Origin of the sequence: Synechococcus sp. H55.11, assembly GCF_047462475.1 — a bacterium.
Classification (GTDB): domain Bacteria; phylum Cyanobacteriota; class Cyanobacteriia; order Thermostichales; family Thermostichaceae; genus Thermostichus.
Map to the genome: position 1 here is coordinate 32873 of NZ_JANSJI010000313.1, position 15677 is coordinate 48549.

The 15677-nt window shown below is 59.5% G+C and carries 19 protein-coding genes and 1 tRNA gene; 11 read left to right on the forward strand and 9 right to left on the reverse strand.

Annotated elements, in window-relative coordinates; all coding sequences use genetic code 11:
• Nucleotides 1-80: 80 nt before the first annotated feature.
• The gene (gene cbiD / locus NW853_RS12445; protein ID WP_414335846.1) at nucleotides 81-1205 is read right to left on the reverse strand and encodes a cobalt-precorrin-5B (C(1))-methyltransferase CbiD; all 1125 of its coding nucleotides are present in this window, start codon (nucleotides 1203-1205) and stop codon (nucleotides 81-83) included.
• A gap of 223 nt (nucleotides 1206-1428) precedes the next feature.
• Between cbiD and NW853_RS12450 the strand changes: the two genes are divergently transcribed.
• Entirely contained in the window at nucleotides 1429-1782 is a 354-nt protein-coding gene (locus NW853_RS12450) for a hypothetical protein (protein ID WP_414335844.1), read from the forward strand.
• A gap of 38 nt (nucleotides 1783-1820) precedes the next feature.
• Here NW853_RS12450 and def read toward each other — a convergent pair whose 3' ends face one another.
• The 4 genes from def to NW853_RS12470 form a co-directional block, all read right to left on the reverse strand.
• Nucleotides 1821-2405 carry a peptide deformylase gene (def, locus tag NW853_RS12455; RefSeq protein WP_414335842.1) on the reverse strand — a complete coding sequence of 195 codons (585 nt, stop codon included), beginning with the start codon at nucleotides 2403-2405 and terminating at the stop codon, nucleotides 1821-1823.
• 210 nt (nucleotides 2406-2615) lie between these two features.
• A complete protein-coding gene (locus NW853_RS12460; RefSeq protein ID WP_414335030.1) occupies nucleotides 2616-2924 on the reverse strand; it encodes a DUF3593 domain-containing protein in 309 nt (102 codons plus the stop codon).
• 3 nt (nucleotides 2925-2927) lie between these two features.
• Entirely contained in the window at nucleotides 2928-3254 is a 327-nt protein-coding gene (locus tag NW853_RS12465; RefSeq protein WP_414335029.1) for a DUF2499 domain-containing protein, read from the reverse strand.
• Nucleotides 3254-3433 (reverse strand): NblA/ycf18 family protein, encoded by a 180-nt coding sequence (locus NW853_RS12470; RefSeq protein ID WP_414335028.1) that lies wholly within the window; start codon nucleotides 3431-3433, stop codon nucleotides 3254-3256. The genes NW853_RS12465 and NW853_RS12470 overlap by 1 nt, the downstream gene beginning before the upstream one ends.
• 370 nt (nucleotides 3434-3803) lie before the next feature.
• Between NW853_RS12470 and NW853_RS12475 the strand changes: the two genes are divergently transcribed.
• The 3 genes from NW853_RS12475 to NW853_RS12485 all read left to right on the forward strand — a co-directional run bounded on the left by NW853_RS12475 (nucleotide 3804) and on the right by NW853_RS12485 (nucleotide 6593).
• Nucleotides 3804-4055 (forward strand): RNA recognition motif domain-containing protein, encoded by a 252-nt coding sequence (locus tag NW853_RS12475; protein WP_414335027.1) that lies wholly within the window; start codon nucleotides 3804-3806, stop codon nucleotides 4053-4055.
• A 122-nt stretch (nucleotides 4056-4177) separates the two neighbouring features.
• Nucleotides 4178-5467: an exonuclease subunit SbcD gene (gene sbcD / locus NW853_RS12480; protein WP_414335026.1), complete on the forward strand. Its 1290-nt coding sequence runs from the start codon at nucleotides 4178-4180 to the stop codon at nucleotides 5465-5467.
• Between the two features lie 505 nt (nucleotides 5468-5972).
• The gene (locus NW853_RS12485; protein WP_414335025.1) at nucleotides 5973-6593 is read left to right on the forward strand and encodes a biotin transporter BioY; all 621 of its coding nucleotides are present in this window, start codon (nucleotides 5973-5975) and stop codon (nucleotides 6591-6593) included.
• 245 nt (nucleotides 6594-6838) lie between these two features.
• Here the strand turns inward: NW853_RS12485 and gshB are convergent, their stop codons facing one another.
• Nucleotides 6839-7786, reverse strand: a complete 948-nt coding sequence (gene gshB / locus NW853_RS12490) for a glutathione synthase (RefSeq protein WP_414335023.1) — start codon at nucleotides 7784-7786, stop codon at nucleotides 6839-6841.
• Between the two features lie 219 nt (nucleotides 7787-8005).
• Between gshB and NW853_RS12495 the strand changes: the two genes are divergently transcribed.
• Complete coding sequence (locus NW853_RS12495; protein ID WP_414335022.1) at nucleotides 8006-8734, forward strand: pentapeptide repeat-containing protein; 729 nt, start codon at nucleotides 8006-8008, stop codon at nucleotides 8732-8734.
• Nucleotides 8735-8769: 35 nt separating this feature from the next.
• On the opposite strand, the gene rpmB is transcribed toward NW853_RS12495, so the two are convergent.
• Both rpmB and NW853_RS12505 read right to left on the reverse strand, forming a co-directional pair.
• Entirely contained in the window at nucleotides 8770-9006 is a 237-nt protein-coding gene (gene rpmB / locus NW853_RS12500) for a 50S ribosomal protein L28 (RefSeq protein ID WP_414335021.1), read from the reverse strand.
• Nucleotides 9007-9030: 24 nt separating this feature from the next.
• Nucleotides 9031-9393 carry a hypothetical protein gene (locus tag NW853_RS12505; RefSeq protein WP_414335020.1) on the reverse strand — a complete coding sequence of 121 codons (363 nt, stop codon included), beginning with the start codon at nucleotides 9391-9393 and terminating at the stop codon, nucleotides 9031-9033.
• Between the two features lie 180 nt (nucleotides 9394-9573).
• Here NW853_RS12505 and NW853_RS12510 point away from each other — a divergent pair, with 180 nt between their 5' ends.
• From NW853_RS12510 to NW853_RS12530, 5 genes are all read left to right on the forward strand, one after another.
• A complete protein-coding gene (locus NW853_RS12510) occupies nucleotides 9574-10686 on the forward strand; it encodes a dockerin type I domain-containing protein (protein WP_414349159.1) in 1113 nt (370 codons plus the stop codon).
• A 287-nt stretch (nucleotides 10687-10973) separates the two neighbouring features.
• Complete coding sequence (locus tag NW853_RS12515) at nucleotides 10974-11936, forward strand: NYN domain-containing protein (RefSeq protein WP_414349160.1); 963 nt, start codon at nucleotides 10974-10976, stop codon at nucleotides 11934-11936.
• A gap of 104 nt (nucleotides 11937-12040) precedes the next feature.
• Complete coding sequence (locus NW853_RS12520) at nucleotides 12041-12664, forward strand: HD domain-containing protein (protein WP_414349161.1); 624 nt, start codon at nucleotides 12041-12043, stop codon at nucleotides 12662-12664.
• 70 nt (nucleotides 12665-12734) lie between these two features.
• Nucleotides 12735-13172 carry a peroxiredoxin gene (locus tag NW853_RS12525; protein WP_414335015.1) on the forward strand — a complete coding sequence of 146 codons (438 nt, stop codon included), beginning with the start codon at nucleotides 12735-12737 and terminating at the stop codon, nucleotides 13170-13172.
• Between the two features lie 39 nt (nucleotides 13173-13211).
• Nucleotides 13212-13952 carry a D-alanyl-D-alanine carboxypeptidase family protein gene (locus NW853_RS12530; RefSeq protein WP_414349162.1) on the forward strand — a complete coding sequence of 247 codons (741 nt, stop codon included), beginning with the start codon at nucleotides 13212-13214 and terminating at the stop codon, nucleotides 13950-13952.
• Between the two features lie 48 nt (nucleotides 13953-14000).
• Here NW853_RS12530 and NW853_RS12535 read toward each other — a convergent pair.
• Nucleotides 14001-14072: transfer RNA gene (locus NW853_RS12535), tRNA-Gly, on the reverse strand.
• A 130-nt stretch (nucleotides 14073-14202) separates the two neighbouring features.
• Between NW853_RS12535 and zds the strand changes: the two genes are divergently transcribed.
• Nucleotides 14203-15636, forward strand: coding sequence for a 9,9'-di-cis-zeta-carotene desaturase (gene zds, locus NW853_RS12540; protein WP_414335013.1), 1434 nt, complete (start codon nucleotides 14203-14205; stop codon nucleotides 15634-15636).
• Nucleotides 15637-15677: the final 41 nt, after the last annotated feature.

Sequence of the window (15677 nt, forward strand, 5' to 3'; positions counted from 1 at the left end):
GGGGGTGGTCGCGCTAGCGGCGCGGAGCGCTTGGGCTCGCCTTAGAGAGATGGGCTGGGGGTGAGGAACAACAGCAGGGATCAAGGGCTTGGGGAGGAGATCCCAACCTGAGCGCAAACCTGGCCCTGCCGATCGAACAGGGTTACCTGCACCGGCAGGGATCGAGCAGCATACTTTTGCACATAGGCTGTTGCCCGCTGGCGGATTTGTCGAGTCAACTCCTGCAGCACCGGCTCTGCCCAGCCCAGCTCCTTCAGATACTGCACCGCTGCCTCCACCGTCCTTAGCTCTAGCACCTGCCGCGCCTGTTCGGCTGTTCCCCCGCAGCGGATGAGGGCTGCCATCAAGATTTCCAGGCGGGCATCGGCCACATGGCTGGAAGTGGTGAAGATGCCCCCTGCCAGCTTGATCAGCTTGCCGTGGTAGCCGATCAAATGAACCGACTCCGCCCCCCGCAACCCTGCTTCCACCAGCAGCGGCCCGATCCAATTGGCCACCAGTAGAATCTCTTCCGCCGGGATCCCTTGCCTCAAGGCCACCTGCTGCCCATGGCTACCCACGCAAAAGGCCAGATGCCTGTGCTTTTCCAACTTCTGCTGCAATTCGCAGCGGGCCCGCTCCAGGCTCTCGGCGCCGGCAGAAGGCTCCACCTCCGCCCGTGTCCCCAAAAGAGCCAGTCCTTCCAGCACCCCAAACGCCGCATTGGAAGTCCGCTCCGCCAAGAGTTTTCCCTCCGGCAAGATGATGCGCACCCGCAGCCGATAACCCTCTGGGATCCCAGACAAAAGGTTGATCTCAAACAGGCGCCGGGCGTAGGCATAGATGGCCGGGCTGCCGTCGGCGTGCCGCCCCAGCCCCTCCCCCGCTTCCAGGAGCAAAGGGAGAGCGGTGGGATCCCGTTCCTCCAAGCTCACCCAGGCCCAGACCGGTGTGTTGCGGGTGAGATCCAGGTGAGGGCCGGGATCCGAGCGGGTAATGGCCAGAGCCGTGTTCTCCGACAAAGCTGCCACCTGCTCTACCGGGATCCTGACCCAGCCGGCAGCGGATCCCGCCTCAGGCTCCACCTGCACGGCAATGACAGGATGAGCGCCGTCCTGCTCCAAAGCGATCCCGATGAGACGGTGGAGAGCAGCCTTAGCAGCAGCCACCGCAAACACGGGCAAGGTATAGCCCTGTTGGGGAAAGGGGAGAACCGCATCCTGCATTTTTTGTCTGGAAATAGAGAGAAACCTGCTCTGGAAAAAACTTTGGAGAGAGCCTATCTCAATTGTGGCCGACGCCAACCAGCAGGACTGGCTTGCTAGGGCAAACTCCTGAAGCCGACGTTTAGTTCTCCAACTGCGTAATCGTTAAATGATCTAGGGGAAGAAGGGGAGAAGCGAGAACTTATCTCTTTCAATAAAAGTAAAGAGTCAAACTGGGGCAGCTATGAGCGAAGCAGTGCAGCACTATCTTGAGCGTCTGGAGTCGCAAATACAGGAGCTGAAAGCTGCCATCGAGCGGATGCCGGAGCAGGTGGCAGCTGCTCTTCTGGCAAAGCAGGAGGCTAAAAAAAATGTCCCCGCCCCCTCCCGCTATAGCGTTCTGATCTCAGACTTGGTGGAAGATGGCAGCCACAACTTCCTGTTGGATGATGAACCCACCGTGGTAAGCAGCCGCAGCATGGGACACGAGCTTGCCCCAGAAGCCCAAGTCCAGCGACTGAGTGCCCAATTAACCGCTGCCTACAACCGCATCGCCGCCCTAGAGGAGCAGCTCTTGGCTCAGCGCCTGCAGCACTAAACCAACACAAACTAAGACGTGAAAACTTTGCCAGGGCTTCAGCGAGAGGCGACAGAGGGCTTGCCTTTGCGCTGTACATCCTGCATCTGAAAGCCGTGCTTGCGCAGCTCCTGATCCAGCAGCAGCTCGTTTTCCACGTGATCCACAAACAGCACACCATTGAGGTGATCGATTTCGTGCTGGATCACCCGCGCCAGCAAATCGTCAGCTCGAATGGTGCGGGGCCGACCGGTTTCATCTTTAAACGAAACCACGATCCCTTCTGGGCGCATCACCTCGCAAAATACCCCCGGAATGCTCAGGCAGCCCTCCTGCCCGGCAACTGCTTCGCCAATATACTCGCGGATCTCCGGGTTGATCAGCACCAGCGGCGGCACCTCCGGCTTGTCGGGATGGGGATCCACCACAATCATGCGCTTGGGAATGCCCACCTGCGGAGCCGCCAGACCGATCCCATCCGAGCTGTACATGGTCTGCAGCATGTCGCGAGCAAGCTGGCGGATCTCATCGTTGACCTGGCTGACACGCTTGGCCGGCTGCCGCAGCACCTTGTCGCCCATGCGATAGATGCGCAGGGGCGGATGCTTGAGCTTCACTTTGGGGACAGAAAGAGTGGCCACCATCCGGCAGGTCTCTCAGAATAAACAACAGCAGACGTCCAGTCCAGACTTCCATTTTACATTCGGTTCATGCCGTGCCGAGGCGATTCGTCTGCCGCTCAGCCCCCCTCTCCCTCTGGGAGAGGGGCTGGGGGTGGTCGCGTGAGCGGCGCGGAGCGCTTGGGCTCGGCAGTGTGTCAGGTCGAAAGACTGGCTCAGGCTCGTTTGCAATGACTACAACTCAGAGCTGCCGTCCCCAGCCTCTGGGGATCCCTGGCGGTCAATGGCTTGCTTGAAGCCCAAGGCCACCAAAATGTTGGAGAGGGTGAGAAAAGCCTCTGCCCCCCCATGCAAGGGATCCACGTTGGCCAGAGAAGTGCCGTAGTGAACCTGAGCGTACAGCCCTGCCGGGATGCTGATGGCCACAAAAAGGAGCAGCAGCCAAAACCCAGTCAGGGCCAGCCGCGGGATCCGGCGCAGCCGCGACAGGAAGAACAAAAAGACCAAGTAAGGAAACAAGGAGAGGGCAAACAAACTGTTCATCGCTCAGTCGGGCTCCCCCTCCCGTGAAGGTGCATCTGCTGCCTCAGCCCGCCAAATGTGGTAAGCAGCCCAGGCCAGCGTACAGTTGCCGATTAAAGTAAAACTGGCCTGGGCAGTTACCACCCAGTCCAAATTGGGGTCGTTGTCAAACCAGTGCCAGGTGATCGCGCACATCGCCCCCAGCAAAGCGGGCAGCATTGCCCAGCTCAAACTTCGCCACTCGGGCCGGCCCACCCGCCCCCCAAATTGCCACACAAGCACAATGGCAGCGCTCCACTCCAAGACACTGGCGATGTGAATCCACCAAGTGGGAAGCGAAAGGGCGTGCATCAGGCGCTGAGGGAATGACGCAGCAGTTGGCGGTAAGTGGCTTCCTGCAACAGCATTTGCTTGTGCAGTTTAACCAAGATGTCTTTGGCCTGCTCGTGGCTCATCCGAGAAACCAAGGTCTCGAAAGCCCGCTGGCGAAATTGCTGCTCCAAGGAGAGATCTAGCGTTTCGTCCATCATTATCACCTCAGGGTGCTCAGGTTTAGGGATCTGCAGAGGGTTGCAACAGCGCAGATCCGGCCAGGTAGTGCAAGCAATCTAATACACATCTTAACAAATTGCAACAACATGGCAAGGTGCGGGATCCCGGCGGTGCCTGAGTTTGGCTGAGGCGAGGGCAGAGGAATTCAACCCGGTGGCAGGGAGAGTACAGGCCTGTAAAGTTTGACAAAGGTAGATTTTGGACCAGGAAGCGGGAGGATTTTCCGGCAGGGATCCCTTTACATCCTTTCATGTTGTGCGATTCGGTAAGTCTCCATGATAGAAGTGAATTACCCTGGAGCCTGGTTGCCCCTCTTGCTGATTGGTGCCTTACTTTGCTTGAATTGCTATGACCATTTTTGTGGGAAACCTGAACTATAAAGCCTCAACAGAAGAACTAGCAGCTTTCTTCCAGCAGAGGTGGAACGTTAAGTCGGTTACAATCCCGATAGATCGGGAAACGGGTCAGACAAGAGGCTTCGCGTTTGTGGATCTGGCAACCGAGGCCGAGGAAGATGAAGCCATCGAGAGTGCTAACGGGCAGGAGTTCATGGGCCGGCCCTTGCGTTTGGATCGAGCCAGACCCCGCCGACAAGCTTGAGCCAAGATTCCTAGCTCTGGATCTGGGAGGCCAGGCAAGCAAAGGACTCGGCTCCGCTAACGCGAACGGCAAGGTTGATCCCAACAGATGAGAGGGCTTCAAAGACTCCAAGAGTATCCAAGATGGTGAGGCTGCTACATCTTTCGGACGTTCATCTGGGCAGCAGCCTTGCCCATGGTCACATCAACCCGGCCACTGGATTGAACACCCGTTTAGAAGATTTTGTGACTTCTTTGCGCCTGTGCATTGACCATGCGCTCAACCAAGCGGTGGATCTGGTGTTGTTCGGGGGTGATGCTTTTCCCGATGCAACACCACCCCCCCTCCACCAAGAGCTTTTTGCCCAACAATTTCGCCGCTTGGCCGATGCCGGGATCCCGACCGTCCTGTTGGTGGGCAACCACGACCAGTATGGGCAAGGGCAAGAGGGCAACAGCCTGGCCATCTACCGCGCTTTGGGGGTTGCAGGCTTTATCGTGGGAGACAGGCTGCAAACTCATCGGATCGCAACTCGCAGCGGCCCGGTGCAGGTGACGACTTTACCTTGGCTGAACCGCTCCGCTCTGCTCACGCAACAAGAGAGCTTGGGACTGGATGGGGAAATCCTCGCCCATCAGCTCCTGCAGCGTCTTCATCTGGCCCTAGAGGGGGAGGTCCGCACCCTGCAGCCGGGGATCCCGGCGATTTTGCTGGCTCACGTCATGGTAGAGACGGCCCGCTACGGAGCAGAACGGCATCTTTCGGTGGGTAAAGGATTTACGGTACCCCTCTCGCTGCTGGCGCGGCCTGCCTACCAATACGTTGCCCTAGGGCATGTGCACCGCCATCAGGTGCTGTGTCGGGATCCCTTGGTGATCTATCCCGGCAGTATTGAGCGGGTGGACTTTGGCGAGGAAAAAGAGGAAAAAGGTTGTGTGCTGGTCGAAGTCACCCCCACAGGTGCGAGCTACGAATTTTTGCCCTTGCCCACCCGCACCTTTCACACCATCCGCCTGGATCTGAGCGCCGATCCGCCCCAGCAGGTGCAGGCCAAACTGCTGGCCGCCATCGCCAAGGCGCCGGTGGCCGGCTCTATCCTGCGGTTGATCTACCGCCTACGCCCCGACCAGCTCGACTGCGTCGATGAGCGGGCTTTGCACAATGCTCTCGCCCCTGCCTTTAGCTATACCATCACTCCGGAAGTGATCGGCCCCGGCCGCATCCGTCTGCCGGGCTTGGATCCCAGCCGACTTGAGCCCCTGACGGCTCTGGAGCAGTATCTGGCCGACCGCAGCGATCTGGCCCCTTTGCACAACGAGTTGCTGGCCGCCGCCCGTCAGCTGCTGGCAGAAGCCGCGGATCCCTCACAGGACTGGGATCCCAATTGGGAGGAGCCTGCCCCGGCGCAAGAGGAGCAGTTGCCGTTGTTTTGAGGTGTTCCCTCTGTAAGGGCTCGCCGAGGCTGAAGATCCCAAGTCTCAGGTGATCTAAATCACTTCCAGATGGCAAGAAGCGACACAAACTGGGGATCGGGTTGAAGACGTTGGCAACGACGGCATCAGCTCACTCACAGGGAACTGCTCAGACTGGCAGACCTCACACTGCCAGTCTTTTTTTGGGTTTTGAGTTGGGGGGCTGTGCAGCTGCAGCGGGCTCGGTACGGTTCTCCCGTTGGACTTTTCTGGTTATTCCCAACAATAGGGTTTCCCCGCAAGGCCGACTGCACAGACTGTTTCTCTAGACCCAATTTTATTTTTATTGATAAAGCTAGTGCCTAGGTGCGGGATCCGCCGGTTACGGTATACTGCACGGGATGCAGCCCTTTTGCCGGCCAATCGCTGCAATGCCATCGGGATCCCTAACCAAAACTTTTTGCGATAGCCGGCAGATCCCGGCAGAGGGTTGCTATCCCTTGTATCTCAGTCTTTCGAGTAGCCTATGACTGCAACTTTTGTTCACACACCTTTGGCGCAAACCCTGCTGCCTCGCCCTTCCCGCGTTCGAGACTTGCTGCTGGTGGTGGGAGGCAGCTTATTTGTAGCGGCCCTGGCTCAGGTGCGGATCCCTTTGCCTTTCACGCCGGTACCGATTACCGGACAAACCTTTGGCGTGATGCTGGTGGGAGCAGGCTTTGGTGCCAGGCTGGGCTTTCTCGCCTTGCTGCTGTATCTGCTGGAGGGGCTTTTGGGATTGCCCTTCTTCAGCGGCGGCGGAGCTGGGCTCAAACACCTAGCCGGAGCGACGGGGGGCTACCTGCTAGCTTTTCCCCTGGCTGCTGGGCTGATGGGCTGGTTTGTGGAGCGCTGGGGGGTGGATCGCGACCCTTGGAAGATGGCGGCGGCTATGCTCTCCTGCTCGGCTTTGATCTACGTCCTGGGAGCCACCTGGCTGGGGGTATGGCTGAACGAGAATGTCGGCCCCACCTCTCTCTTGGCAGTGCTCAACAAAGGGGTCTTCCCTTTTATACCAGGAGACCTGGTGAAGTGCGGGCTGGCAGCAGCCCTGCTGCCCACCACCTGGCGCTGGGTTGGACGAGAAAGGCCGCCGGCAGACTCCTAACCCCCTGTACAAGAGCAGCAACTCAAAGCTCGCCCCAGCAGAACCGGAGGGTCTTGAGGTTAGCTTCACGCCAGAAAATCTAAAAAAAAGATAACGGCTGCGCGGATCTGACCTTTTTTCTGAGATTCTAAGAACTGTGCTCAATGCGGTGTTCAATACAGCTTGTTTATGGAGCCCTTCCTTATAGTGCTCTAGAGTTTTATAGGTCGCTGACTGGTCGCGACTAGGCCCCCTTGTGGGGCTTTTTACTTCTCGAGAGGTACCTTCTTCTCCAGCCACTGGGCCACTTGGTCTGCCAGATCAACTCCTTCCAATTGAGAGATCTCTCGAAGCATCGTCGGGCTGGTCACGTTCACTTCCGTTAGTCGTTCTCCGATAACATCGATCCCAACAAAATAGAGCTTCTCCTGCCTTAGCACCGGTGCCAAAGACCCGCAGAGAGCCCGTTCTTTTTCGGTAATCTTGGTTTTTTCTACCCGACCGCCGGCGGCCACATTGCCGCGAAAATCTCCCTCCCCAGGGATGCGATTGACGGCACCCAAAGGTTCTCCCTCTAGCAACAAGATGCGCTTATCTCCCATCGCTGCTGCTGGCAAATACTCTTGCACCATCACGGGTAGCTGGCCAAATTGAGTGCTCAGCTCGAGCAAAGAATTGAGGTTCAGATCCCCGGCACTGACCCGCAGGATCCCTTCCCCACCCTTGCCACCCAAGGGCTTGAGCACCGCCTGCCCCATCTCCTCGACGAATTGGCGCAGCAGGTGTTTGCTGCTGCTGACGCAGGTACGCGGGATCCACTCTTGGAATTGCAGGGCGTAGAGCTTTTCGTTGGCCGAGCGGATCCCAGCAGGATGATTGAGTACCAGCGTGCGGCTGGGGGAGAGGCGATCCAAAAGGTAAGTGGCATAGAGATAGGCCGTATCCACCGGCGGATCCTTGCGCATCCACACCGCCTGCATTTGGCTCAAGGGCAACAGCCGCCGTTCTTTGACCTCGTACCAGGGATCTGCTGCCGGATCCAAGGCAATTTCCTCAACGGCGGCCCAGGTTTCCCCTTGATCCCAGTAGAGATCGGCCAGTCCCAAGCAAAAGATGCGGTGTCCCCGTCTCTGCAGCGCCTCCATCAGAGCAACGCTGGTGTCATGGCCCACCTGCAACTGGGGCAACGGATCGACAATGAAAGCTACCTGCATGGAAGGTGGGGTTCACTAACGAAACGCTGCCCCGAGTATGCAACAAATCGGAGCCGATTGTTCCTTACCCGCAACCCAGCAGGACTGGCTTTATTAACATCCTCTTAACCTCGGCAAGCGGCGCAAACGTTAGCTTGATAGGTGGAATCCTTAGTTAGCCCTCAGTCCTCGGCTAGGTTGACCGAGTTTCTGTCCCAGCTTGTGAGGAACAACCCATCCGTGAGTGCTCCCCCTTCTCAACCCTCCGAGCCGGTTCGCATCGAAACCACGAGGGACTTGCTGGCAGCCCTGCGAGAAGGGCGCTCCCTGCTGGGTGCCAACCTCGAAGGCGCCTACCTTTCGCGGGGCCTGTTCGACCGCATCCAGATGCCCAAGGCCAACTTGACGCGGGCCAACCTGCGCTCGCTCAGCATGCAGCAGGCGGATCTGCGGCTGTGCAACTTCCGCCGTGCCGAGCTGGAGCGGGCCAATTTTGCCGCCTCCGATCTGCGGGGATCCAGCTTCAGTCAAGCCCTGGGAGACTACAGCAACTTCACCGCTGCCAAGCTGGACAAAAGCAGCTTTCAGGGGGGGCGCTTCAGCCATTCCATCTTTCGCGAGGCCAGCTTGGTGGCTGCCAACCTGGCGGGAGGAAACTTTTTTGCCGCCGACTTTTGCCAAGCCAACCTCTTTCGCTGCAACCTCTCCCAGGCCGTCCTGGCCAGTTGTCAGTTGCAACATGCCAACTTTGACCAAGCCCTCCTGGTGGGGGCCAACCTGCAAGAAGCTCAACTTGAAGGGGCCAGCTTTGTCGGCGCCGACTTCACCGACGCCAAGCTCTCGGACGAAATGCGCAAACTCTTAATCGAGCGGGCCAGCGGCACCAACGAGCTGACCCAACGGGACACCCTCAACACGCTGCTGGCAGGTTTACAGCCCAAGTCGCGTAAGCTATTCGGGTTGCTGTGAGGGCTGGATCCGGCAAGCACAAGGGGGTCGAAAGCTCAAAAGCGGTTGAGGTCGATCCCGGCCTCGCGGGCCATGGCCCCTACTCCCTTAGCCTTGAGGGTCTTCAGGGCTCTGGTGGAAAGGCGCAAACGCACAAACCGCTTACCTTCTTCCCACCAGATGCGCTTCCACTGCAAGTTGACTTCCTGCAGGCGCTTAGTGCGCCGGTGGGAGTGGGAGATGGCAAAAGCGTTGTTGCGCTTCTTGTTGGTGAGTTGGCAGCGACGTGCCATGGGAGCAGAGTAAACTCAGCTCTGTTATCGTAAAGCATCTTTTTGCTGGGCAGCAAGCTGCAGTTGAGTTTGCAACTGGGCTAGCTCTGCTTTCAGGCGATCAAAGGTTTGTTGGCAGTGGTTAACGCTTCTCAGGGGCAGCTCTTCATTTTTGGCGATACAGGTTACCTGTACAGAGCCGTCGGCGGCTTGACGGGTGCGATCCACAAACACTTCCACGGTTACCAGCTTGGTGTAGGGATTCTTTCCGGGGGGCTCACCGGCTACCCAGTAATCAGAGCTGTTGTGGAGGACATTGAGTTGGCAGCGCTCCAAGATGGCGCGAATCGACTCGCCTAGCTGCTCGGCTGAGCCCACAAGCTGGGTAACGCAAGAGTATCGAGCCATAGGAGAAGCAAGTCACCACGGTTATCCTACCATCAAGTTTTCGGCTCCTGCAGCCAAAGGCGGGCGAGCAAAATTGCGCTCAAGAGTACTCTGTACCGGCTCGGCCAACCCTGCTGCGAGGAAGTGAATTGCGTTAAAACATGAAGAACGCTGCCTGGCTTTTTCCCCAGGAGAGTTGCCATGTCTAGGGTCTCCTGTTTAGCCCGTTCTCTCTTGCTGCTGGGATCCCTTGCTCTGGGTTGGATAGGCCTGTCTTCTGCCCAAGCGCAGCCCTTTCAAGCGGGCGATCTGGATGGGGATGGTCGTTTGACAGTGCAGGATCTCAACCTGTTGGGGGCCTATTTGCGGGGAGAACGGGAGTTGACCGACGACCCGATCCGGGCTGCCGATGTCGATCAGGATGGGCGGATTACAGAAGCCGATTGGCAGGTGTTGCAGCAGCGCATTCAGGCGGCCACAGATGCACCCACCGGACAGGTGCAGTTGGATTCTGCCTACTCTGGCCAGGTGGTGGATCGCCTGACAGGCCAGCCTTTGGCCGGGGTGGAGGTGGCCATTCCAGGGGCAGGGATCGCGGTGCGCACCGATGCTCAGGGGCGGTTTCGCCTGCCGGGGCCGCTGCCGGCAGAAGAAATTTTGGTGGCGCGGCTGGAGAACTATCTGCCCTATTCCCAGAGCACAGGCAACAGACAGACGGGGGGGGATCGGCCCTGGCAGTTGCAGTTGGAGCGCTGGGATCCCAACACGACTTTGGTGCTGGAGGCCAATGTCATCCGCCTGGGCGATAACCAATATTCTCCAGAGTCGGCGGCTGCCGGCCAATTTCTCGGCCCTGCCCAAGAGGTGGAGATGACCCGCTCCTTCACTTTGGAACGCCTGCCGCCTCGCCCACCGGTTTTGCGGATTGGATCCCTGATTGGGTTGGATACTGCCGCTGCCTATCGGGCCGGCCAGTCCCGCATCCCCGGCGCCAATATGTCTCCCATGCGAGTGCTTTTAAACGGGGTGGAGGTGGAGCAGATCCAGTTGGGAGGAGACGGCCTGCGCATCCCTCTGCCACTGCCGCATCTGCGCCTGGGCCGGAATACCGTGACGCTGCGCACCGGCAAAACCCTGATTCAGCCCAGCAGGGTTACCCGTGGTCCCCAAGTGCCGATCAGCATTCCCCTTTTCGGCGGATCTCTGCATATCTCGGTGCCGGTGGGGGGTGATACGGTCGTGCAGCCTGGCGGAGCCTGGGTGGATTATGACGATGTGCAGTTGGCCAACGTAACCATTGAGATCCCCAACTGACCCCGCTCCCTTCATGTTCGCGCCGCTCCAGATTGGGCAAGCCACGGGGCTGGTCGGCAAAAAGGAGCGCCTTCTGTCTGCCCTCAATACTGGAGTTGCCCACTTGTCCGGCCAGCAATGGGAAGCTCCCTCTTCCAACAGCAGACATACTGCAGTCGTTGAATTGCTGCTCCTCAATGCCTCCGTGAGTGCTGGGCATCCCGCTCTTCAAGAAGGATCCCTGAGGTGAGCGCAATCCAATCTCGGCAACCATCAGACCCATTCACCCAAACCGAGGAGAGCTGACTATGAGCATGGGTAGGACTTCTACCTTCTCCCTAACCTGGCTGTGGACGGGATCCCTGGCTTTGGGGGTGACAGCCTTAGTAACCCGCCAGGTCGTCTGGGGTCTCTTGCCTGTGGCTGCGGCTTACCCGGCCATCCGCCGCCGCGAAGAACAGCTTTGCCAAGTGCTGGGGCAGAGCTGGCAGCAGCAGGAACAGATGGCGACCCAACTGGGGGCGATACAGGCGCGCATCGACGCTCTCGAAGCTCGGCCTACGTCACATTTATCGGTGCGGCAGCAACTGGCTCCCACCACGCAGGCCATTCAACAGATCCAGCGGCGGCTCAAAGCTGTAGAACTGCGGCTCAATGCTCTGCCCCAGGCGACTCCTGAGGAACTGGAGTCGATGCGGGCGCAATTGCAACGTCTGCAGCAGCAGGTGGAGTCCCAGCCAGCCCTCCCTTCCCCGCGCAAAGCTTTGGGGGTGTTTATTGACGGCGCTAACCTGCACGCCAGCGCCCAGCAATCGGGATCCCCTCTCGACTACCCCGGACTGTTGAGCTGGCTGGCCCAGGGCCGAACCGAGATGGAGGTGCATTTCTACAGCGGTACAGATCCGCACAACCTCGGCCAGCGCCGTTTTCTGGCAGAGCTGAGAAAGCTGGGCTACCGGGTGGTCACCAAGCCGGTCGTCACCCGTGCCGACGGCAGCCGCAAGGCCAATCTGGATGGGGAGCTGATCGTGGATTTAATGACCCTGTATTCCCGCTACGAGACGGTGCTGCTGCTGAGCGGTGATGGGGATTTCGCGCCAGCCCTCCGGCACATCCGCAGCCAAGGCTGCCGGCTGGAGGTAGCCGCCTACCGGCCCAGCACACACCCGGAGCTGATTCGCCTGGCGGATCGCTTTGTCGATCTCTGTGCCTGGCAAGGGACAGGGATCCCGGTGCCCCTACCGGCAAAACAGACGGCGGCCAGCGGCTGAACCCCTGCGGTTCCGGCCAGTTGCCCCCATAATCAAATCAACAACCAACAGCAGACCATTCCTGACCCATCCCCTCAACTTCCAACCTCGATGGAGAGATACCCATGTCCACCCAGTTGACGCCGCGGTTTGCCGAGGCCATGCGCTACGCCCACCGCTGGCACGCTGCTCAAACCCGCAAGGGAACAGGGATCCCCTACCTCAGCCACCTGCTGGCGGTGGCGTCCATCGCCCTGGAGCACGGCGCCGACGAAGATGAGGCCATTGCCGCCCTGCTCCACGACAGCCTGGAGGATGGCCCCCGCTACAGCGGCGAGCCGCGGGCCCAGATCGAACGGGAGTTGCGGGAGCACTTTGGAGAACGGGTGCTGCAGATCATTCTGGGATGCACAGACACCGACAGCGATAGCTCCCTGGGCGAGCCCAAAGAAAACTGGAAAGAGCGCAAAGTGGCCTATCTCAAGCACTTGGAAAGCGCAGATGCCTCGGTCTTGCTGGTGGCCGCCGCCGACAAGCTGCACAACGTCCGCTGCATCCTGCGAGACTTTCGCCAACTGGGCGATCGGCTCTGGGAGCGCTTCTCCGGCGGCAAAGAGGGATCCCTGTGGTACTACCGGTCGCTGGCGGAGATCCTGGGGCGACGGCTGCCTTCTAGGCTGGCGGCGGAGCTCCAAGAGCTGGTGGTCGAGTTGCAACGGGCAGCCGGGTCAGAGCCGGCAACCGCTTGACAGAGACGACCAGGGCTGAAGAAAATGCTGGGGGCAGCCTTCTTTTTCGCACTCTTCAGGTCACCTGTCTATGGTTCTCGCTGTTGGCACCATTGCTCCAGGGTTCAACACCACCGACACCCACGGCAACCAAGTTTCTCTGGCCGATTTTACCGGGAAAACCGTTGTCCTCTACTTTTACCCCAAAGACGACACCCCCGGCTGCACCAAAGAGGCCTGCGGGTTCCGCGACACCTACGCCGATTACCAGAGCAAAGACGTGGTGGTGTTGGGGGTGAGCATGGACGACCAGGCCTCTCACCAAAAGTTTGCCGAAAAGTACAACTTGCCCTTCCCTCTACTGGTCGATACCAGTGGGGTGATCGCCCGCGCCTACGATGTGGATGGGGGCGGTTACGCCAAGCGGGTGACCTACGTCATTGATGGCGAGGGCAAAATTGCCAAGGTCTATCAGAACATCAACACCGAAACCCATGCCCGCGATATCTTGGCGGACTTGGGCCTGTAAAATCTTTTCGGTTCTTCTCTGAGAGCCCGGCCCTTGCGCATGAACGACGACATTCCGGTTGCGCGTCGCCAGTCCACTTCGGTGGAAAAAGCGCAAGGTTCGGCGGCTACCTTGAGGTTGCGCCTGGGCTTGGGGCTGGTGTTGGTTGGGTTGGTGCTCTTGGCGGGTTGGGGGATAGATCAGTTACCCGGATCCCGGCAAGCAGCAGATCCCCCAGTTCTGGAAGAAGCCAGTCAGCCCCCTCTGGCGCAGCCAACTGAGCAGAATGGACGGGTCTCGCTGCTGGGGCACTATGCCTATGCCGAGGCCCCCGCAGATAGCCTACGGGTGGTGGGCAGCTACCACGGTCGAGAGGTGCGCCTGCGCCAGACGGCTGCCGAGAGCTACCTGCGCATGAGCGCAGCAGCCCAAGCCGACGGGATCCGCCTCGTCCCTATCTCTGGGTTTCGCTCGATAGCGGAGCAGGAGTTTTTGTTTTTTCAACTGGCCCAATCGCGGGCTTTGCGACCGGAAGAACGGGCGGCGCTCAGCGCTCCCCCCGGCTACAGCGAGCATCACACGGGCTATGCCATCGACATTGGCGATGCCCGGTTTCCCCAATGGGACACGCAAGAAGCCTTTGAGACCACCCCTGCCTTCCGGTGGCTGGAGAAGAATGCCGCTCGTTTTGGCTTTGAGCTGTCCTTTCCCCGCGGCAACCCACAGGGGGTGAGTTACGAACCCTGGCACTGGCGCTTTGTGGGCGACCGCCACAGCCTGGAGACCTTCTACAAGCGCTAACAACTCCCCTCTCCCTCCGGGAGAGGGGACGGGGGTGAGGGCCCAAAAAGCGGATGACGCGATTCGAACGCGCGACCGTCTCGTTGGCAACGAGAAGCTCTACCACTGAGCTACATCCGCATCAGGAAGTTTATGATGGCAAGTTTTGCGGTCGTTTGTCAAGCCAGGGATCCCTGTTCCAGAATGAGAGGAGTTCATCTTTCTTTGCAGTTGCGTCAGCCCTTGGCGGGGCTCAGTTGAGGGGATCACGATGCGGGTAGCCATTATCGGAGCAGGGTTGGCCGGCTTGGTCACGGGGGTCGATTTGGCGGAAGCGGGGCACCAGGTGCAGATCTACGAGGCGCGGCCCTTTGTGGGCGGCAAGGTGGGCTCCTGGCAGGATGCCGAGGGCAACCACATCGAGATGGGCCTCCATGTTTTTTTCTGCAACTACAGCAACTTGTTTGCCCTGATGAAAAAGGTGGGGGCCTACGAGAACCTGTTGCCCAAGCAGCACCTCCACACCTTTGTCAACCGCGGCGGGCATACGGGCAGCCTTGATTTTCGCTTTCCCCTGGGAGCGCCCTTCAACGGCCTCAAGGCCTTCTTCACGACAGAGCAGCTCTCCTGGGCCGATAAACTGCGCAACGCCCTGGCACTGGGCACCAGCCCTCTGATTCGTGGCCTGCTGGATTACGAAGGAGCAATGCGGCAGATTCGCGCCTTGGATCGGATGAGCTTTGCCGATTGGTTCCGCCGCCACGGCGGATCCGAGGCCAGCCTGAAGCGGATGTGGAACCCGATTGCCTATGCCCTGGGCTTCATTGATACGGAGCAGATTTCCGCCCGCTGTATGCTGACCATTTTTCAGATGTTTGCCAGCAAAACAGATGCCTCCAAGCTCAACCTCCTCAAGGGATCCCCGGACAATTACCTCACCCAGCCCATCGTCCGCTACCTGCAAGCCCGCGGCGGCCAGGTTCATACCCGCCGGGGAGTCAGCCGCATCGAAGTCAGCGACTCTCCTCCCCACGCGGTAACCGGCCTGGTCTTGGCCAATGGCGAGCGGGTGGAAGCAGATGTGTATGTGTGTGCAACGGCGGTGGAAGGGGCCAAACGGCTGATCCCACAGGTGTGGCGGCAGTGGCCCCAGTTCGACAACCTCTACAAGCTGGAATCCGTACCTGTGGCAACGGTGCAATTGCGCTTCGATGGCTGGGTGACGGAGCTGAAGGGCCGGGCCAGACGCGCCGCCGACCACCCGCAGCCGCTTGGCATCGACAACCTCCTCTACACCGCCGATGCCGATTTCTCCTGCTTCGCCGACCTGGCCCTCACCAGCCCCGCCGATTACTACAAGCCCGGCCAGGGATCCCTGCTGCAATGCGTGCTCACGCCGGGGGATCCCTTCATCTCCATGCCCAACGAGCAGATTGCCCAGCACGTGCTGCACCAAGTGCACGAGCTCTTCCCCTCGTCGCGGCAACTGAACCTGACCTGGTACAGCGTGGTCAAGCTGGCCCACTCCCTCTATCGAGAGGCGCCGGGCATGGATCCCTATCGCCCGCAGCAGAAGACCCCTGTGCCCAACTTCTTCTTTGCCGGCAGCTACACCGCCCAAGACTACATCGACAGCATGGAAGGGGCTACCCTCTCCGGTCACCTGGCCGCCCAGGCCATTCTGTCTGCCCACAGGGATCCCTGACATGAGGACACTCCTCTCTCCCTGGTGGGAGAGGGGCTGGG